This is a genomic window from Leifsonia virtsii, from assembly GCF_030433675.1.
GTDB classification, from domain to species: domain Bacteria; phylum Actinomycetota; class Actinomycetes; order Actinomycetales; family Microbacteriaceae; genus Leifsonia; species Leifsonia virtsii.
The window spans coordinates 702,008-720,848 of the sequence record NZ_JAROCB010000001.1 but is presented as its reverse complement, the minus strand read 5'-3'; the positions used below and the strand labels follow the sequence as shown (position 1 = coordinate 720,848).

Below are 18,841 nucleotides of genomic sequence, written 5' to 3'. Positions count from 1 at the left end.
GCCTGCCGGTCGCGTCGCTCAGCCCTCGCCGAGGGCGTGCAGCAGCTGCGCCTTGTTCATCCGGGAGTAGCCCTGGATGCCGCGGGCCTTCGCGCGGTCGCGCAGCTCGCGGAAGGTCGGGATGCCGGTGCTGGAGGCCGGCGGACCGACGTGCTCCGCCACCGACTTCGCCGACGTGCGTGCCTCCTCCGCCGTCTTCTTCGCCCTGCGGACCGCCTTCTTCGCGTCCTTCGCCGCCTGCGCCAGCCGGTCGGCCAGGTCCTCCGCCTCCCGGCGGGTCTTCTTGTCGAGCTTCTTCACGGCCTGCTCCGCCTCGCCGACGGCGACGCGGGCCGCGTCGAGTGCTCGCTCTGCGGCCTTCTCGGCCTTGGTCTTCGCCACGGTGCCTCCTCGGTTTGCACCCCCTCGTGGCGCTAACCATACGGGTACGGACCCCGTGTGGCGCTAGCGGGTTTCCGCGTCCTGTGCGAGGCGGGCGAGCAGCGCGTCCAGAATGGGCCGCTGCGCCTTCGTGAGCTTCACCCGCGCCTCCTCGACCGCGAACCAGCGGGCATCGTCGACCTCCGGGAACTCCTGCCGGCGGCCCGACCGCGGCGGCCATTCCAGCTCGAACGTGTTGCTGACGATCGCTCCCGGCTCGAACTCGGACTCCGCCGCGAAGACGACGATCGTCTTGCCCGAGCCGCGGAACTCGCCCAGCGGGACGTAGTCGGCGTCCGGTGCGGGCGTCCCGATCTCCTCGGCGAACTCGCGCCGGGCGGCGGCCAGCTCGTCGCCGAGGTCGCCGGACTCGACGATGCCCTTCGGCAGCGACCAGGCGCCCTCGTCCTTGCGCGCCCAGAACGGTCCGCCCATGTGCGCGATCCACACCTCCACCTCCTCCCGGCGGCGATAGAGGAGCACGGCGGCGCTGCGAACGGTCATCCCCTCAGCCTGTCACGCGTGACGCCGTGAGACGAGCCGTGCGGCGGGGCACGCCGCGGCGACTAACGTGGAAGCGTGGACTCGGGAGACGCGTGGGTGGAGGGACCGGACGGCCGGCGGTTCTGGGGCCGGTTCGGTGCGGCCGGCCTGCTCGTGCACGACCTGCGGCGCGGCATCCTGCTGCAGCACCGGGCGGACTGGAGCCACTTCGGCGGCACCTGGGGTCTCCCGGGCGGTGCGCGTCATGCGGGGGAGACGGCCGTGGAGGGCGCACTGCGCGAGGCGGCGGAGGAGGCGGCGGTGCCGCCCGACGCCCTCGAGGTGCTGTTCGAGAGCGTGCTCGACCTCGGATTCTGGTCGTACACCACCGTCGTGGCGCAGGCGGTGCGTCCGTTCGAGGCGCACATGGCCGACGTGGAGAGCATCGAGCTGCGCTGGGTGCCCGTCCACGAGGTGTCGGCACTGCCGCTGCACCCGGGATTCGCGGACGCCTGGCCGCAGCTGCGGGCGCGCCTCACCGCGCTGTCGGGGTGACGACCGGACAGCGGTAGCCGCAGCGGCGGTGACTAGACCGCGTGCCGGGCGGGCCAGAGCAGCCCGGATGCGACGTCGTCGCAGCCGGCCGGCAGGCCCGAGTAGCTCGCGGCACCCGGGTACGGCGCCGGACCCGGGTACGCCGGAGCACCGGGGTAGCCCGGCGTTCCGCGGTACGGGTGCCCCGCGTCGGCGAACAGGCGGTCGCCGCGGACGCTGCCGAGGTACTCCCCGTCGGGGGTGACGGCCACGTCGTCGGACCAGGGGAACCAGCCGATCCACTCCCCGTCGGGGTTGAAGAGGTCGCGGGAGCGCAGATCGGTTCGGTACGCGATCCACACCCCCTGGCTGTCGTGCAGGTAGACGGTCATCGTCGATCATGCCTTTCGGGTCGGCATTCGTCGTTCAGTGAATTATGCTCACCGCCCGGTCGGCCCCGCAAGCGGCGCGCCGGTGTCGGCGGGGGCGTCGAGAATGGGAGGGTGCACATCCTCCTCGAACGCGCCGGCCGCGACACGGTCCGGGCGACCTGGGCGCCGGCCGCGCCCGGGGCGAGCGTGGGAGGAGAGGACGAGCGGTCGGAGGAGCTGCCCGCCGGCGCCCTGGCCGCGTTCGTGCGCGAGCACGAGGCCGGCCAGGAGCGGCCGCGCTGGGTGTGGGACGACACGCGCGCCTGGTACCCCGCGCTGCTGGCCGCGGGTGCGCGGGTCGAGCGGTGCGTCGACCTGCGGCTGTGCCACGCCATCCTGCGCGGGTCGACCCTCACCGCGGACACGCCGCTCGCGACGGCGCCGGTGGGGCGGTGGGATGCGGCGGCCGAGCCGGAGGGCGAGTCCGCGCCCGCGCACACGGCGCTGTTCGAGCTCGACGTGCCCGAGCCCGAGGCCGACGCGGCGGCGACCGCCGGGCTGTCGGCGCGCGAGGAGTTCGCCGCTCAGGAGGCCGCCGTGGCGGCGAGCACCGACCCACGCCGGCTCCGGCTGCTGCTTGCGGCGGAATCGGCCGGCGCTCTGATCGGCGTCGAACTGCAGCACGCCGGGCTGCCGTACCGCGCCGACCGGCACGACGAGCTGCTCACCGAGCTGCTGGGGCCGCGGCCCGCCTACGGCCGCCCGGCCGTGCTCGAGGCGCTCGTGCGCGAGATCCGGGAGCACCTGGAGTCGCCCGGCCTCAACCCGGACAGCCCACCCGACCTCCTGCGTGCCCTCCAGCGCGCCGGCGTGATGGCCACCTCCACGCGCTCCTGGGAGCTGCGGCGGCTGGAGCATCCCGTGATCGAGCCGCTGCTGCGCTACAAGAAGCTGTCGCGGCTGCTCACCGCGAACGGCTGGACGTGGCTCGACGCGTGGGTGCGCGACGGCCGGTTCCGGCCCGACTACGTGCCGGGCGGGGTCGTGACCGGCCGCTGGGCCACCCGCGGCGGCGGTGCGCTCCAGCTGCCGAAACAGGTGCGCGGCGCCGTCGTCGCCGACCCGGGCTGGAAGCTCGTCGTGGCGGATGCGGCCCAGCTGGAGCCGCGCATCCTCACCGGGCTCGCGGGCGACCAGGCGATGGCGGCCGCCGGGCGCGGGAAAGACCTCTACGAGGGCATCGTCGCTTCGGGGGCCGTCGAGGAGCGCGCGCAGGCGAAGGTCGCCATGCTCGGTGCCATGTACGGGGCGACGACGGGGGAGAGCGGCCGGCTGATGCCGCGGCTGAGCCGCGCGTTCCCACGCGCAGTACGGCTGGTGGAGGAGGCGGCGCGCGCCGGGGAGCGCGGCGAGAAGGTGACCTCGCGGCTCGGGCGGAGCTCGCCCCGGCCCGGCGGCAGCTGGGCGGCGACCCAGGCTGCGGCAGCAGGGCCCGAATCCACCGACACCGATGAGCGCCGGGCCCGCTCGCAGGCTCGGGACTGGGGACGGTTCACCCGCAACTTCGTCGTGCAGGCGAGCGCCGCCGAGTGGGCGCTCTGCTGGATGGCCGAACTGCGCAACCGGCTGACCGCCCTGGCGCCGGGGGAGTCGCTCACGGCCGCGCCGCACCTGGTGTACTTCCTGCACGACGAGGTCATCGTCCACACGCCGGAGGCCCTGGCCGAGCAGGTCGCCGCGGCCGTGCGCGCGTCGGCCGAGCAGGCCGGGCGGCTGCTGTTCGGGGCATTCCCGGTCGAGTTCCCGGTCACGGCGGTCATCGCGGACAGCTACGCGGAGGCGAAATGACCCCGGGCACGGAATGCCCGAGTGTCGGAGTTGGTTGCGACCTACGACCTGACCGAGGATGGAGACCATGACCGACACCACCGCGACCGACCCGAACGCCGTCCTCGCCCGCTACCGCGCCCGCCGCGAGCAGGCCGTGACCGCGCCGCAGGGCAACCTGGCCCTCGTCAACACGCAGTGGATCACCGGCGAACCGGACAGCGAGCAGCCGGTCTGGGGCGTGCCCGGTCTGTGGTCGCCGCTCCCGAAGGGCGAGTCCGGGCTGCGCGTGACCGCGACGGCGACCGACGACATCTTCGTGGACGAGGTGCTCGTCGACGGCAGCGCGATCGTGCGCGGCAAGGACGACCCGAACCCGTCCGCGATCCGCTTCAGCGACACGAGGACCGGGTTCGTCATCGCCAGCGAGGCCGGCGACTACGCGCTGCGGGTGTGGGACGCGGACTCCGAGGACATCCAGAACTTCGGCTCCATCGACGCGTTCCCGTTCAACCCCGAGTGGATCATCCAGGCGACGTTCACGCCGATCGAGGGCGGCAAGACCGTCGGCTTCGAGCACCTCAAGGACGACGGCGCGACCCGCGACATGGTCATCCCGGGCGAGATCACCTTCACCAAGGACGGCGTCGACTACAACCTGGCCGCCTTCAAGGCAGGGCGTGCCCTCCAGCTCGTGTTCGCGGACACCACCAACGGCGACAGCACCTACTCGGTCGGGCGCTTCCTGTTCGTCGTCCCGAACGAGGACGGCACGGTCACCCTCGACTTCAACCTCGCGGTGCTGCCGCCCTGCGCGTTCAGCTACAACTTCAACTGCCCGTTGCCTCCCGCGCAGAACCGTTTCGCAGTGCCGATCGAGGCCGGCGAGAAGAACGTCCTGAACAAGCAGGGCGAGCTGCTGCACTGATCACCGGGCCGGGTCAGGCCTCCGCGGGCGCCGCCGACTCCGCCGCGGGCCGGCGGCCGCGGCGCGGGCGCTCGGGGGAGCGCGCCTGCAGCAGCGCCTCCGGGTTCTTCCGCAGGGCTGAGACCACCTCGTCCAGCCACTCGATGGCCGCCTTCGCCCCGAGCTCGGCCGCGCGGTTGGCGGCGAGCAGCGCCCGCGAGTCCGCTTCGTGCGTCAGGTAGCGGATGCGCTCGGCGTACGCGACGCGGTAGCCGTCGGCGATCGTGAGGGCCGCGCCGCCGTCGAGCGAGGCGGCGATGAGCACCTGGTCCTGCATCTCGTCCCAGTCGGGCCGGCCGTCGGAAGGGCCGGTCGAGAGCCACGCGGCCGCCGCCTCCCGTCCGGCCGGAGTGAGCTCGTAGAGGGGCAGGCCGTCGTCCGTCGCGCCCGCTGAGGCGACGAGGCCCTGGTCGATCATCCGGTCGAGCGTGGAGTAGACCTGGCCGGGATTGAGCTGCCGGCGGTGCGCCGCGCGGCACAGGAACTCGCTCTGCAATTGCGAGCCGTAGGCGGGACCCTGCGTGAGCAGCGCCAGGAAACCGTTCTGGACCGACATACTCGGTATGCTATTCCGCGCACGCGTAGCCACGCGACCGAATCGCCGAATCACAATCTTGTAACTCCCCGCGATTCTCGGGCATAATCGACTCAACGCGCCTGCGCGCATCCAATTTCATACGCCGAAGCACTCCATCCCGTTCCTGGTCGTAGGGGAAGACGCACCAACGAACGGAGGAGAACCATGTCGGCACACGCAGCTCGAGGGGTGCTCTACGTGCACTCCTCTCCCAGCGCGCTCTGCCCCCACATCGAGTGGGCCGCGGGTCGCGCTCTCGGCCGCGCTGTCAACTTCACCTGGGAGAGGCAGCCGGTGCTCAAGGGCGCCCAGCGCACCGAGTTCTTCTGGGACGGCCCCGCCGGCACGGGCGCCCGCCTCGCCTCCGCCCTCCGCGGATGGGAGCACCTCCGCTACGAGGTGACGGAGGACGCGGGCCACGGCACCGACGGCGGCCGGTGGATGCACACCCCCGACCTCGGCATCTTCTTCGCGCAGGTCGACACGGCCGGCAACATGGTGGTCCCGGAGGACCGCATCCGCTACGCCATGGAGATCGCCGGCGCCAACGCGCTCGAGCTGCACCGCGAGCTGCGGCTGGCGCTCGGGCAGGCGTGGGACGACGAGCTGGAGCCGTTCCGCCACGCCCACGACGACACCTCCGTCATCTGGCTGCACAACGTCGGCTGACACCGTGCCTCCCGCGGCGGGCCCGGCAGAGGCCGCCCGCACGCGGTGACACGCAGAAGGCCCCGGTCACTCGACCGGGGCCTTCTGCTGTCCCACGGAACGTCTGCGGCCGCGCGAGCAGTCGCAGACGTTCCGAACCGGGTCAGTAGCTGCGGAACGCGGCGACGGCGTTGTGGCCGCCGAAGCCGAAGGAGTTGCTGATCGCCAGCTGCGGGCCGTCGCCGAGCGGCTGGGGCTCGCCCGTGACCTGCAGCGGGATGGCCGGGTCCATCTCGGTGATGTTGATCGTCGGCGGCGCCTGACGGTCGCGGATCGCGAAGATGGTGAACACGGCCTCAAGCGCGCCGGTGCCACCGAGCAGGTGACCGGTGGACGCCTTGGTGGCCGACACCGGGATGCTGTGCACCCGGTCGCCGAACACTTCGCGCAGCGCGACGTACTCCGACGGGTCTCCGACCGGCGTGCTCGTCGCGTGGGCGTTGATGTGGGTGACGTCGTCGGCCGACGCGCCCGCACGCTCCAGAGCGATGTGCACGGCACGGCTGGCGCCGCGGCCCTCCGGGTCGTTGGCGGTGATGTGGTAGGAGTCGGCGGTCACGCCGCCGCCGGCGAGCTCCGCGTAAATGCGGGCGCCGCGGGCGAGCGCGTGCTCCTCGGTCTCGAGCACCAGGCTGGCCGCGCCCTCGCCCATGACGAAGCCGTCGCGGTCGACGCTGTAGGGGCGGGAGGCGTGCGCGGGGTCGTCGTTGCGGCGCGACAGGGCCTGCATCGACGAGAACGAGGCGACGGTGATCGGGTGGATGGCCGACTCGGTCCCTCCCGCGATCACGACGTCGGCGAGGCCCGCCTGCAGGTGCTCGTACGCATTGACGAGGGACTCGGTGCTCGACGCGCACGCGGAGGCGACCGTGCGCGCGAACGCCCGCGCCTCGAAGTGCATCGACACGGCGGCGGAGGCCGCGTTCGGCATGAGCATCGGAACGGTCATCGGCAGCACGCGGCGGGGTCCGCGGTCCCGCAGGGTGTCCCAGGCGTCGAGCAGGGTCCAGACGCCGCCGATGCCGGTGGCGTAGTCGACGCCGAGGCGCTCGGGGGCGACCTCGGGGCGTCCCGCGTCCTCCCACGCCTCCATGGCGGAGATCAGGGCGAACTGGCTGGACGGGTCGAGGCGCTTGGCGACGGGACGCTCCAGCACCTCCTCCGGGCGCACCTTCGCCTCGGCGGCGAAGGTCACCGGGAGCTCGTACTGCTTCACCCAGTCGTGCTCGAGGGTGCGGGCGCCGGAGACGCCGGCGAGCAGCGCGGTCCAGCTCTCGGGGGCGGTGCCACCGAGGGGCGAGGACGCGCCCACGCCGGTGACGACGATCTTCTTGGTCATAACGGCAACTCTCTGTGTGTCGAGAAGCGGAAGTCAGAGCGCTTCCGCACGCGCGGGCGGCGACCCGTGGTGCGCCGCCCGCGCGGAAGAAATCAGCCTGAGGCCTTAGGCGTCCTGCGCCTTGACGATGAACTCGACCGCGTCTCCGACGGTCTTGAGGTTCTTGACCTCCTCGTCGGGGATCTTGACGTCGAACTTGTCCTCGGCGTTGACCACGATGGTCATCATCGAGATGGAGTCGATGTCGAGGTCGTCGGTGAACGACTTGTCCAGCTCAACCGTGTCGGTCGCGATGCCGGTCTCGTCGTTGATGAGCTCGGCCAGGCCGGCAAGAACTTCTTCGGTGGACAATGCCATGGTTTTCTCTCCTTGAGGGGGGTGTCGTTGTGACCGGGAAACAGTCTAGGGCAGCACGACGACCTGGGCGCCGAAGACCAGACCGGCGCCGAAGCCGATCTGCAGCGCCAGTCCGCCGCTCAGCTCCGGGTGTTCCTGGAGCAGCCGGTGGGTCGCGAGGGGGATCGAGGCGGCGGACGTGTTGCCCGTCGTCTCGATGTCGCGGGCGATCGCCACGGTCTCCGGCAGCTTGAGCTGCTTGGCGAACTCGTCGACGATGCGCATGTTGGCCTGGTGGGGGATGAACGCGGCGAGCTGGTCCGGGGCGACCCCGGCCTCGTCGAGCGCGCGCTTCGCGACCTTCGCCATCTCCCAGACCGCCCAGCGGAAGACCGTCTGGCCCTCCTGGCGCAGGGTCGGCCAGGACGTCTCGCCGTCGCGGAACTGCGTGAGCGTTCCGTCCATCCCGACCGCGTCGGCCTTGGAGCCGTCGGAGCCCCAGACGGTCTTCGAGATGCCGGGGTACTCGCTCGGGCCGATGACGACCGCGCCCGCGCCGTCGCCGAGGAGGAACGAGATGGTGCGGTCGGTGGGGTCGACGACGTCGGACAGCTTCTCGGCGCCGACGACGAGCGCGTAGTGGGCGACGCCGGTGCGGATGAGCGCGTCGGCCTGGGCGATGCCGTAGGTGTAGCCGGCGCAGGCGGCGTTCATGTCGTAGGCCGCGGCCGGGTTGGAGCCGACGCGGTCGGCCAGCACGGCGGCGAGCGACGGCGTCTGCTGCACGTTCGAGATGGTGGCGACGATGACCGCGTCGATGAGCGACGGGTCGACGCCGGACTTCGCGATGGCCTCCTTCGAGGCCTCCGTGGCGAGGTCGAGCGCCTTGATGTCGTGGCTGGCGCGCGTGCGCGTCACGATGCCGGTGCGCTGGCGGATCCACTCGTCGGAGGAGTTGATCGGGCCGACCAGGTCGTCGTTCGGCACCACGAGGTCGCCGCGCGCCGCGCCGATGGACAGGATGCGCGTGTACTGCGGGCCGTGCGACTGCTGCAGGGTGGGGTGGGTCATCGTCGGGAGCTCCTTGCGGCCTTACGCGGCCTGGTCGATGAGGTCGAAGGCGGCGGGCAGGTCGTCCGGGGTCTTGATGGCGACGGTGGGGACGCCCTTGAGCCCGCGCTTGGCGAGCCCGACGAGGGCGCCGGCCGGGGCGACCTCGATGAGGCCGGTCACGCCGGCCGCCTCGAACGCCTTCATGTCGAGGTCCCAGCGCACCGGCGAGGAGACCTGACCGACGAGCAGGCGCAGGAACTCGGCGCCGTCGGTGACCTCGGAGCCGTCCCTGTTCGTCCAGAGCCGCAGCGTCGGGTCGTTCGTGCCGAGCGTCGCGGCGAACGCCTCGAGCGCGGGGACCGCCGGGGCCATGTAGCGCGTGTGGAAGGCGCCGGCGACCTGCAGCGGGATGACGCGGGCGCGGGCCGGCGGGTTCTCCGCCAGCCGGGCCAGCGCGTCCAGGGCGCCCGCGACGACGATCTGGCCGCCGCCGTTGTAGTTGGCGGGGGAGAGGCCGAGCTCGTCGAGCAGGGCCAGCAGCTCGGCCTCGTCGGCGCCGATGACCGCGCTCATGCCGGTGCGCACCTCGGCGGCCGCGCGGGCCATTGCGGCGCCGCGCTCGCGCACGAACGCGACAGCGTCCGTCTCGCTGAGCACGCCGGCGCCGGCCGCGGCGGTCAGCTCGCCGACGGAGTGCCCGGCGATGCCGCCGACGCGCTCACGGCGTCCGTCGGCGAACAGGGCGGACAGCGTCAGCAGCCCGGCGGAGACGATCAGCGGCTGGGCCACGGCGGTGTCGCGGATGGTGTCCGCGTCGCTCACGGTGCCGTGCGCGACTAGGTCGATGCCGACGGCGTCGGAGATGCCGGTCAGCTGATCGCGGAACGAGGACTCGGCGAGCCAGGGGTCCAGGAAGCCGGGGGTCTGGGATCCCTGACCCGGGCACACGATGACGATCACGGTTTCCAGTCTGCCAATCTTCCGCCGAGCGGATGTGTCGGATGGATACGAAGTATTCGAGGAATGCTTGTGGTTGTCTACAAGGTCAGCCACCGCGCCGGGGCGAATCGGGCTCGTTGATCGAGCCGACGATGAGCGCCGCCTGCAGGATGAGGGCCTCGCGTGCTCCCGTCGCGTCCCAGCCGATCACCTCGGAGACGCGCTTCAGCCGATAGCGCACCGTGTTCGGGTGCACGAACAGCTCGCGCGCCGTGGCCTCCAGGGAACGGCCGTTGTCGAGGTAGCACCAGAGGGTGGTGAGCAGTTCGGAGGAGTATCCCTGCAGCGGCCGGTAGATGCGGCTGATCAGCGTCGCGCGGGCGAGCCCGTCGCCCGCGAGCGCGCGCTCCGGCAGCAGGTCGTCGGCGTGCACCGGTCGCGGGCAGTTGCGCCATGCCTTGGCCACCGCGAACCCTGCCAGGGCCGCCTTCGCGCTCTTGGACGCGTCCACCAGGCTGGGGACCTCGTGGCCGAGCACCAGGTGGCCGGCGCCGAAGCCGGGCTCCAGCTGCTGCGCGATCTCCAGGAAGGAGACGACCGGCGCCGGGCCGATCGCGTCCTCCGGGGTGCTGTTGCTGGGCCACGCGCGACCGATGACGAGCACCAGGCGGCTGCCCTGAACGCCGATCAGCACGTCCGCCGACATGTGCCGGGCCGTGCGGCGCAGCTGGTCGACGTCGAGCATCTTCGGGGCGGTGCCCACCAGGACGCTGACCTCGCCGTGCCCGTGCCAGCCGAGCGCGGCGATGCGGCTCGGCAGCTCGTCGTCGTACTCGCCGGTCAGGATGCTGTCGACGACCAGGGCCTCCAGGCGCGCGTCCCACAGTCCGCGGGCCTCGGCGGCGCGCGCGTACACGTCGGCGGCCGCGAACGCGATCTCGCGCGAGTAGAGCAGGATCGCCTCCCGCAGGTCCTCGCCGCCCGCGCTCTTCACGCGCTCCTCGACCACCTCGACGGTGATCTTGATGAGCTGGAGGGTCTGCTGCAGGCTCACGCTCCGCAGCAGCTCGCGCGGGGCCGCGCCGAACACGTCCGCGGCGATCCACGGTGTCGACCGCGGATCGTCGTACCAGGAGATGAACGACGAGATGCCCGCCTGGGCCACCAGGCCGACGGCGCTGCGCCGGCCCGGTGGCATGTCGCGGTACCAGGGGAGGGTGTCCTCCAGCCGCTTGAGCGTGGTCGTAGCCAACTCGCCCGAGATCTTGCGCAGCCACGCGAGCGTCTCGGGCTTCGTCCTCTCCACGGAGCTCCCAGCCACGGGGGCCGTTACGCCTCGCCGCCCGCCGAGCCGGTGGTGCCGGCGTTGACGTCGTGCAGCAGGTACTTCTCGATCGCCCACGCCGGAGCGTTCGGGTCCACCTGGCCGCGGGCCGCGAGCAGCTCGAGGGTGCGGACCACGATCGACGGGCCGTCGATCTTGAAGAACCGGCGCGCTGCCGGGCGGGTGTCGGAGAAGCCGAAGCCGTCGGCACCGAGCGTGGCGTACTCGCCGGGAACGAACTGCCGGATCTGGTCAGGGACGGCGTGCTCGTAGTCGCTGACGGCGACGAACGGGCCCTGGGCGTCCTGCAGCTTGCGGGTCACGTACGGGACCTGCTTCTCCTGCTGCGGGTAGAGGAAGTTGTGCTCCTCCGCCGCAAGTCCGTCGCGGCGCAGCTCGCCCCACGAGGTGACGCTCCACACGTCGGCCGACACGCCCCAGTCCTGCGCGAGCAGGTGCTGGGCCTCGAGCGCCCACGGCACCGAGACGCCGGAGGCGAGCAGCTGGGCCTTCGGGCCCTGCTCCTGGCCGCCGTGGAGCAGGTGGATGCCGCGGACGATGCCGTCCACATCCACGCCCTCCGGCTCGGCCGGCTGCACGATCGGCTCGTTGTACACCGTGAGGTAGTACATGACGTTCGGGTCCGGGTGGTTGCCGCCGTACATCCGCTCGAGGCCGGCGCGAACGATGTGGCCGATCTCGTAGCCGTACGCCGGGTCGTACGAGACGACCGCGGGGTTGGTGGAGGCGAGCAGCGGGGAGTGCCCGTCTGCGTGCTGCAGGCCCTCGCCCGTCAGCGTGGTGCGGCCGGCGGTGGCGCCGATGAGGAAGCCGCGCGCCATCTGGTCGCCCGCCGCCCACAGGGCGTCGCCCGTGCGCTGGAAGCCGAACATCGAGTAGAAGACGTAGACCGGGATGAGGGGCTCGCCCTGCGTCGAGTACGACGTGCCGACGTTGGTGAACGCGGCGACCGCGCCGGCCTCGTTGATGCCGACGTGGATGATCTGGCCCTGCGGGCTCTCCTTGTAGGCCAGGAGCAGCTCGCGGTCGACCGACGTGTAGTGCTGGCCGTTCGGGTTGTAGATCTTCGCGTTCGGGAAGAACGCGTCCATGCCGAAGGTGCGCGCCTCGTCCGGGATGATCGGGACGATTCGGTGGCCGAAGTCCTTCGAGCGCAGCAGGTCCTTCAGCAGGCGGACGAACGCCATGGTGGTGGCGATCTCCTGCGTTCCGGAGCCCTTCTTCGAGATCGCGTACGCCGAGTCCTCCGGGAGGCTCAGCTGCGTGTACTTCGCGCGGCGCTCTGGCACGTAGCCCCCGAGGTCGCGGCGGCGCTCGTGCAGGTAGCGGATGGTCTCGTCCTCGGCGCCGGGGTTGTAGTACGGCGGGAGGTACGGGTTCTCCTCGAGCTGCGCGTCCGACACCGGGATGCGCATGGCGTCGCGGAACGCCTTCAGGTTGTCGAGGGTCATCTTCTTCATCTGGTGGGTCGCGTTGCGGCCCTCGAACGACGGGCCCAGCCCGTAGCCCTTGATGGTCTTGGCGATGATGACGGTCGGCTGGCCCTTGTGCTCGGAGGCCGCCTTGAAGGCCGCGTAGACCTTGCGGTAGTCGTGGCCGCCGCGCTTGAGGCCCCACACCTGGTCGTCGGTGTAGTCCTTGACGAGCTCGAGCGTGCGCGGGTCGCGGCCGAAGAAGTTCTCGCGCACGTAGGCGCCGTTCTCGGTCTTGTAGGTCTGGTAGTCGCCGTCGGGCGTCTGGTTCATGAGGTTGACCAGGGCGCCGTCGGTGTCGCGGGAGAGCAGGTCGTCCCACTCGCGGCCCCAGATCACCTTGATGACGTTCCAGCCGGCGCCGCGGAAGTAGCTCTCCAGCTCCTGGATGATCTTGCCGTTGCCGCGCACCGGGCCGTCGAGGCGCTGCAGGTTCGCGTTGATGACGAAGGTCAGGTTGTCGAGCTTCTCGTTCGCCGCGACCTGGAGCTGGCCGCGCGACTCCACCTCGTCCATCTCGCCGTCGCCGAGGAACGCCCAGACGTGCTGGTCGGAGGCGTCCTTGATGCCGCGGTTGGTGAGGTACTTGTTGAGCTGCGCCTGGTAGATCGCGTTGATCGGGCCGAGACCCATCGACACGGTCGGGAACTGCCAGAACTCGGGCATGAGCCGGGGGTGCGGGTAGCTGGAAAGGCCGCCGCCGGCGTGCGACTTCTCCTGGCGGAAGCCGTCGAGCTGGTCGGCGCTGAGCCGGCCCTCGAGGAACGCGCGGGCGTAGACGCCGGGGGAGGCGTGGCCCTGGAAGAAGACCTGGTCTCCGCCGCCCGGGTGGTCCTGGCCGCGGAAGAAGTGGTTGAAGCCGACCTCGAAGAGGGTCGCGCTGGAGGCGTAGCTGGACAGGTGGCCGCCGACGGCGATGCCGGGGCGCTGCGCGCGGTGCACCATGACGGCGGCGTTCCACCGGATCCACGCCCGGTAGCGGCGCTCGATCTCCTCGTCGCCGGGGAACTCCGCCTCGTCCTCGGCGGAGATGGTGTTGATGTAGTCCGTGGTCGGCACCATCGGGACACCCAGGTGCAGCTCGGAGGAGCGCTTCAGCAGGCTGAGCATGATCTCGCGAGCACGCTCATGGCCATGGGCCGCAACCAGTTGGTCGAGGGATTCACGCCACTCGGCGGTCTCCTCCGGGTCCGAATCGATGTTGTTCACCGAGTACGGGTCCTGGTCGTTTACAGTCACCCTCGACCTCTTTCTTGTGTCGGATGGATCGTGGACATGCCCATGCGCTGTCGGTTCTCGACAAGTGCGGACACCATCCTTCAGCCTAGCCGCACTCCGTGGCCAGTGTTGACCGTCGCTTGGTGGTGGGAGCGTGCCGGTCTATGCTGTCTGCTCGTGGCTCTCGAGAACGACACCCAGGCTCCAGACTTCGAGCTCCTCAACCAGTACGGGGAGAGCGTGCGGCTCAGCGACTTCCGCGGACGCAAGGCGGTGGCGCTGGTCTTCTTCCCGCTGGCGTTCTCCGGCACCTGCACCGGCGAGCTGTGCGCGCTGCGCGACAACCTGGCCCTGTTCGAGGACCACCGGGTGGAGCTGCTGGGGATCTCGGTCGACTCCAAGTACACGCTGCGCGCGTGGGCGGAGCAGGAGGGCTACTCGTTCTCCCTGCTCGCCGACTTCTGGCCCCACGGCGAGATCGCCAAGGAGTACGGCGTCTTCCTGCCCGAGAAGGGCTTCGCGAACCGCGCGACCTTCCTGATCGACGAGCGCGGCATCATCCGCCAGTCGTTCATCACCGCCCCGGGCGAAGCGCGCTCGATCGACGCATACCGCGCCGCGCTCGACCGGCTGCCCGCCCACGTCTGAGCCGGTCCAGTAGGCTGGTCGGCATCCCGGGCCTTTAGCTCAGCTGGTAGAGCGCCACGTTTACACCGTGGATGTCGTCGGTTCGATCCCGGCAGGGCCCACCGTTTGCGAAGCACGGTCGTCGGTTCGATGCAGTGCCGCGAGGCAGGGCCCACCCGGTTCCGCATCTATGTGACGCAACATGCCCTGAGCGGGTCCGCCGTTACGGCGTGTCGCGTCCACTCGATTGCGCGGCGGGCGCGGCGAGCAGGGTGAAGACCGCGTCGACCGTCGCGGCCATGTCAATGGTCGGGTCTTGCAGCCACTGCAGCTGGAGGCCGTCGGCGACCGCCTGGATGATGCGCGCGATGGTCTCGGGGTCGACCGCGTCGCCGATGCCGCCCTCCTGCTGGCGGCGGGCGACCGCGTCGGCGACCGTGCCGCGCAGGGCGGCGCTCCGCTCCACGAAGTAGTCGTGGGCGGGATGCTGCGGGTCGCCGGCCTCGACGGCCAGCCGCGAGAACAGCTGCACGAGCCCCGGGACTTCGGCGTTGTGGCGGACGATCCCGACGAAGCCCTCGCGCATGCGGTCGAGCGACGGCTTCTCGTCGAGGTCGCCGAAGCGGCGCGAGTCGACCTCGTCGCGCTTGCGGAGGATGGCGGTGAACAGCTCGTCCTTGCTGTCGAAGTAGTGCAGGAGGCCGGCCTGCGAGAGTCCGACCGCCTCCGCCAGCTCCTTCACCGACGCGCCGCGGTAGCCCTCGCGCGCGATCACCTCGAGGGCGGTCTCCAGGATCTCGTCGCGCTTGGCCACGCCCTTCGCGTATGCGCCTCTGCTTGCCATGACCCGAGGATAAACCGAGTGGCGCTTGATTTCTGAAAACCGAGTGACGTAAGGTTTTGCCACCATCCACGGTGGATGGCGAGAGGACCCCCACGACGATGACGTCAGACACCTCCATCCCGGCCGCGGACTCGGCCGCAGAACAGCCCGCCGGACCGGTCGCCCCGATCACCACCAACACCTTCGTCGGCACCGCCGCCGGCAACGACGATCCGCCCGCACCGATCAAGGGCCTCCGCCGCCTGATGGTGTGGATCATCCCCGCCAACCTCGGCATCTACCTGATCTGGGGAGCGCTGCCCGGGATCCTGCTCCCGCAGCAGATCACGGTGCTGTTCGGCCAGAAGGACCAGGTCGCCAACCTGGCCGTCGTCGCCACGATCGGAGCCTTCGCCGCGATGGTGGCACAGCCGATCGCCGGCCAGATCTCCGACCGCACGCGCTCCCGCTTCGGACGTCGTGCGCCCTGGATCCTCATCGGCTCCCTCGCGGGCGGTCTGTCGCTCGTCGGCTTGGCCTTCGCGAACTCGCTGGTCGGCGTGATCATCGCCTGGACCCTCGTCCAGATCAGCTACAACTTCGCGCAGGGCCCGCTCACGGCCGTGATGCCGGACCGCGTTCCGCTCAAGCGGCGCGGGACGTTCGCAGCGCTGTCGGGCATCGGGCTCATGGTGGGAGCGCTCGGCGGCTCGATCGTCGGTGCGCTCTTCTTCAACAGCATCACCGTCGGGTACGTGTTCTTCGCCGTGTTCTCGCTCGTGGTGCTGAGCCTGTTCGTGCTCGCCAACCCGGACTACTCCAGCCGCCAGCTGCAGCGGGAGCCGTTCACACTGGTCGACTTCCTCAAGACCTTCTGGGTGAACCCGGTCGCGCATCCCGACTTCTTCTGGGCGTTCACCGGCCGCCTGCTGCTCTACACGGGCTACTTCGCGGTGACCGGGTACCAGCTCTACCTGCTGAGCAACTACTTCCGCGTCGCGCACCCGGAGCAGATCATTCCGATCCTCGGCCTCCTGAGCCTCGTCGGGATCCTCGTCTCGACCATCGTCGCCGGGCCCCTCTCCGACCGGATCGGGCGCAGGAAGCCGTTCGTGTTCGCATCCGCCGCCGTGGTCAGCCTCGCGTTCCTACTCCCGTGGCTGTGGCCGGATGTCACCGCCTGGGTGATCATGACCATCGTGTCGGGCTTCGGCTTCGGGATGTTCCAGGCCGTGGACACGGCTCTCATGAGCGAGGTGCTCCCGTCAGCGAAGTCGTTCGCGAAAGACCTCGGTGTCGTCAACATCGCGGCGACCCTCCCGCAGACCCTGGCCCCCGGCGTCGCCGGAGCGATCATCCTCGCCTTCGGCTACGCCGCGCTCTTCCCGATCGCGATCGTGCTCGGCATCCTGGGGGCACTCGCCGTCTGGCCGATCAAGGCGACCCGCTGACCTTCACCGCACCACACGAAAGGACACCATGACCGACACCACCACGACGACGCCGGACCTCTCCGGCCTCACCGTCGAGCAGAAGGCGGCGCTCACCAGCGGCGAGAGCTTCTGGCGCACCAAGGCGGTGGGCGACGTCCCGTCCGTCATGCTCACGGACGGACCGCACGGCCTGCGCAAGCAGCGCGAGGGCGGCGACCACCTCGGGATCGGCGACAGCGTGCCGGCGACCTGCTTCCCGCCGGCCGTGGCGCTCGGCTCCTCGTGGGATGTGGAGCTCGTCGAGCGGGTCGGCACCGCGCTCGGCGTGGAGTCGTCGATCGAGGATGTCGCCGTCATCCTCGGGCCCGGCATCAACATCAAGCGATCGCCGCTGTGCGGCCGCAACTTCGAGTACCTGAGCGAGGACCCGATCGTCTCCGGCGTGCTCGGCGCGGCGCTGGTGCGCGGCATCCAGTCCCAGGGCGTCGGCGCCTCGCTCAAGCACTTCGCCGCGAACAACCAGGAGGACGACCGGATGCGGTCCTCGTCCGACGTCGACCCGCGTCCGCTGCGCGAGATCTACCTGCGCGGGTTCCAGCGCGTCGTGGAGGACGCCCAGCCGAAGACGGTCATGTGCTCCTACAACCGCATCAACGGCGTCTTCGCGTCGGAGAACCGCTGGCTGCTCACCGACGTGCTGCGCGGCGAGTGGGGCTTCGAGGGCCTGGTCGTCTCCGACTGGGGCGCGGTGAACGACAGGGTGGCGGCGCTCCACGCCGGCCTCGACCTGGAGATGCCGGGCAACGGCGGGCAGGGCGACAGGGCGCTGGTCGCCGCGGTCGGCGACGGCTCCCTCGACGAGGACGAGCTCGACGTGTCGGCCGCCCGGGTCGCCCGCCTCGCCGCCGGATGGGCGCAGACGGACCGCGTCGAGGGGCCCCTGGATGTGGAGGCGCACCACGCGCTCGCGCGGGAGGCGGCCTCCCGCTCCATCGTCCTGCTGAAGAACGACGAGGTGGACGGCGCTCCGCTGCTCCCGCTGCGCGACGACCGGTCGCTCGCGGTGATCGGCGCGTTCGCCGAGAAGCCGCGCTACCAGGGCGCCGGGTCGTCGATGATCCACCCGACCCGGCTGGACGACGCGCTCACCGCGATCCGCGCGATCGCGCCGCAGGCGGCGTACGCCCCGGGCTTCTCCCTCGCGGCCGACACGGAGCCGGCCGAGACGGAGCGCCTGCGGCAGGAGGCCGTCGCGGCGGCTGCAGCGGCAGACGTCGCGGTCGTGTTCGCCGGGCTGCCCGCCCGGCTCGAGTCGGAGGGGTACGACCGCGACGACATCGAGCTCCCGGCCGACCAGCTCGCGCTGGTGGAGGCGGTCGTCGCCGCCAACCCGCGCACGGTGGTCGTGCTCTCCAACGGCGGTGTCGTGCGGCTGCCGTTCGCGGCGAGCGTCCCGGCGATCGTCGAGGGCTGGCTGCTCGGCCAGGCGGGCGGGACCGCGACCGCCGACGTGCTGTTCGGCGCGGTGAACCCGTCGGGCAAGCTCACCGAGACCGTCCCGCTGCGGATCGAGGACACTCCGGCGTTCCTCAACTTCCCCGGGGAGGAGGGGCACGTCCGTTACGGCGAGGGCATCTTCGTCGGGTACCGCTGGTACGACGCGCGGGCGCTGGAGGTGGCGTACCCGTTCGGCCACGGACTCTCGTACACGACGTTCGCGTACGGCGACGCGACGGCCGCGATCACGGCCGGGGGCGACATCCAGGTGCGGGTCACCGTGAGCAACACGGGCGACCGTGCCGGCCGGGAGGTCGTGCAGGCGTACACGTCGCTGCCGGGTTCCGGCGTGCAGCGTGCGCCGCGCGAGCTGAAGGGCTTCGCCTCGGTGGAGCTGGCGCCCGGTGAGTCGCGCGAGGTGACGGTGACGATCCGCCGCGAGGATCTGGCGTACTGGCACGTGCGCGCCGAACGCTGGGTGGTCGAGGGCGGCGACTACGTCGTCGAGGTCGGCGCGTCCAGCCGCGACGTGCGCACGACGGCGACCGTGGCGGTCACGGGCGACGAGGTGCTGCTGCCGCTCACCCGGGAGTCGTCGCTCGGCGAGGTGCTCGCGCACCCGGTCGCAGGTCCTCTGGTGCAGCAGGCCCTCGCCGGGATGTCCGACATGATGGAGGGCGCGTCGGCGATCATGCCGGAGGGCGTGTCGATGGAGCGGATGATGGCGTCGTTCCCGATCGGGCGGATCGGCATGATGGCCGGAGGGCAGGTCACCGACGAGATGATCGACGGTCTGCTCGCCGCCGCCAACGCACCGCGCGGCTGACGGCCTCCCGGATCCACTGGTCACGACACGCCGTCGCCGCACGGGG

The 18,841-nt window shown here is 71.1% G+C and carries 18 protein-coding genes and 1 tRNA gene; 8 read left to right on the top strand and 11 right to left on the bottom strand.

Features of this window, described 5'->3' with window-relative positions; all coding sequences use genetic code 11:
- Positions 1–18: 18 nt before the first annotated feature.
- Entirely contained in the window at positions 19–381 is a 363-nt protein-coding gene (locus P5G59_RS03545; RefSeq protein ID WP_301216054.1) for a hypothetical protein, read from the bottom strand.
- Between the two features lie 63 nt (positions 382–444).
- Complete coding sequence (locus tag P5G59_RS03540; RefSeq protein ID WP_301216052.1) at positions 445–924, bottom strand: NUDIX hydrolase; 480 nt, start codon at positions 922–924, stop codon at positions 445–447.
- A gap of 75 nt (positions 925–999) precedes the next feature.
- Between P5G59_RS03540 and P5G59_RS03535 the strand changes: the two genes are divergently transcribed.
- Positions 1,000–1,458, top strand: a complete 459-nt coding sequence (locus P5G59_RS03535; RefSeq protein WP_301216050.1) for an NUDIX domain-containing protein — start codon at positions 1,000–1,002, stop codon at positions 1,456–1,458.
- Between the two features lie 32 nt (positions 1,459–1,490).
- On the opposite strand, the gene P5G59_RS03530 is transcribed toward P5G59_RS03535, so the two are convergent.
- Complete coding sequence (locus P5G59_RS03530; RefSeq protein WP_301216048.1) at positions 1,491–1,829, bottom strand: hypothetical protein; 339 nt, start codon at positions 1,827–1,829, stop codon at positions 1,491–1,493.
- Between the two features lie 111 nt (positions 1,830–1,940).
- On the opposite strand from P5G59_RS03530, the gene P5G59_RS03525 reads away from it, so the two are divergent.
- Together P5G59_RS03525 and P5G59_RS03520 are read left to right on the top strand one after the other, a co-directional pair.
- Positions 1,941–3,656, top strand: a complete 1,716-nt coding sequence (locus tag P5G59_RS03525; protein ID WP_301216046.1) for a bifunctional 3'-5' exonuclease/DNA polymerase — start codon at positions 1,941–1,943, stop codon at positions 3,654–3,656.
- A 67-nt stretch (positions 3,657–3,723) separates the two neighbouring features.
- Complete coding sequence (locus tag P5G59_RS03520) at positions 3,724–4,563, top strand: DUF1684 domain-containing protein (protein WP_301216044.1); 840 nt, start codon at positions 3,724–3,726, stop codon at positions 4,561–4,563.
- A gap of 13 nt (positions 4,564–4,576) precedes the next feature.
- Here the strand turns inward: P5G59_RS03520 and P5G59_RS03515 are convergent, their stop codons facing one another.
- Positions 4,577–5,158, bottom strand: a complete 582-nt coding sequence (locus P5G59_RS03515; RefSeq protein WP_301216042.1) for a PadR family transcriptional regulator — start codon at positions 5,156–5,158, stop codon at positions 4,577–4,579.
- Positions 5,159–5,344: 186 nt separating this feature from the next.
- On the opposite strand from P5G59_RS03515, the gene P5G59_RS03510 reads away from it, so the two are divergent.
- A complete protein-coding gene (locus tag P5G59_RS03510) occupies positions 5,345–5,848 on the top strand; it encodes a DUF3145 domain-containing protein (protein WP_175336099.1) in 504 nt (167 codons plus the stop codon).
- A gap of 142 nt (positions 5,849–5,990) precedes the next feature.
- Here P5G59_RS03510 and P5G59_RS03505 read toward each other — a convergent pair whose 3' ends face one another.
- From P5G59_RS03505 to aceE, 6 genes are all read right to left on the bottom strand, one after another.
- Positions 5,991–7,226 (bottom strand): beta-ketoacyl-[acyl-carrier-protein] synthase family protein, encoded by a 1,236-nt coding sequence (locus tag P5G59_RS03505; protein WP_301216039.1) that lies wholly within the window; start codon positions 7,224–7,226, stop codon positions 5,991–5,993.
- 105 nt (positions 7,227–7,331) lie between these two features.
- Positions 7,332–7,583 (bottom strand): acyl carrier protein, encoded by a 252-nt coding sequence (locus P5G59_RS03500; RefSeq protein ID WP_021765217.1) that lies wholly within the window; start codon positions 7,581–7,583, stop codon positions 7,332–7,334.
- 45 nt (positions 7,584–7,628) lie between these two features.
- The gene (locus tag P5G59_RS03495; RefSeq protein WP_301216037.1) at positions 7,629–8,633 is read right to left on the bottom strand and encodes a beta-ketoacyl-ACP synthase III; all 1,005 of its coding nucleotides are present in this window, start codon (positions 8,631–8,633) and stop codon (positions 7,629–7,631) included.
- A gap of 21 nt (positions 8,634–8,654) precedes the next feature.
- Complete coding sequence (locus P5G59_RS03490; protein ID WP_301216035.1) at positions 8,655–9,575, bottom strand: ACP S-malonyltransferase; 921 nt, start codon at positions 9,573–9,575, stop codon at positions 8,655–8,657.
- A gap of 85 nt (positions 9,576–9,660) precedes the next feature.
- The gene (locus tag P5G59_RS03485; protein ID WP_301216033.1) at positions 9,661–10,860 is read right to left on the bottom strand and encodes a PucR family transcriptional regulator; all 1,200 of its coding nucleotides are present in this window, start codon (positions 10,858–10,860) and stop codon (positions 9,661–9,663) included.
- A gap of 23 nt (positions 10,861–10,883) precedes the next feature.
- Positions 10,884–13,610, bottom strand: coding sequence for a pyruvate dehydrogenase (acetyl-transferring), homodimeric type (gene aceE / locus P5G59_RS03480; RefSeq protein WP_301216031.1), 2,727 nt, complete (start codon positions 13,608–13,610; stop codon positions 10,884–10,886).
- 156 nt (positions 13,611–13,766) lie between these two features.
- On the opposite strand from aceE, the gene P5G59_RS03475 reads away from it, so the two are divergent.
- Both P5G59_RS03475 and P5G59_RS03470 read left to right on the top strand, forming a co-directional pair.
- Positions 13,767–14,237: a peroxiredoxin gene (locus tag P5G59_RS03475; protein WP_301216029.1), complete on the top strand. Its 471-nt coding sequence runs from the start codon at positions 13,767–13,769 to the stop codon at positions 14,235–14,237.
- A 28-nt stretch (positions 14,238–14,265) separates the two neighbouring features.
- Positions 14,266–14,338, top strand: a tRNA-Val gene (locus tag P5G59_RS03470).
- A 101-nt stretch (positions 14,339–14,439) separates the two neighbouring features.
- Here the strand turns inward: P5G59_RS03470 and P5G59_RS03465 are convergent.
- Complete coding sequence (locus P5G59_RS03465) at positions 14,440–15,060, bottom strand: TetR/AcrR family transcriptional regulator (RefSeq protein ID WP_301216027.1); 621 nt, start codon at positions 15,058–15,060, stop codon at positions 14,440–14,442.
- A gap of 98 nt (positions 15,061–15,158) precedes the next feature.
- Here P5G59_RS03465 and P5G59_RS03460 point away from each other — a divergent pair, with 98 nt between their 5' ends.
- Both P5G59_RS03460 and P5G59_RS03455 read left to right on the top strand, forming a co-directional pair.
- Positions 15,159–16,490, top strand: a complete 1,332-nt coding sequence (locus P5G59_RS03460; RefSeq protein WP_301216025.1) for an MFS transporter — start codon at positions 15,159–15,161, stop codon at positions 16,488–16,490.
- 28 nt (positions 16,491–16,518) lie between these two features.
- Positions 16,519–18,795: a glycoside hydrolase family 3 C-terminal domain-containing protein gene (locus tag P5G59_RS03455; RefSeq protein WP_301216023.1), complete on the top strand. Its 2,277-nt coding sequence runs from the start codon at positions 16,519–16,521 to the stop codon at positions 18,793–18,795.
- Positions 18,796–18,841: the final 46 nt, after the last annotated feature.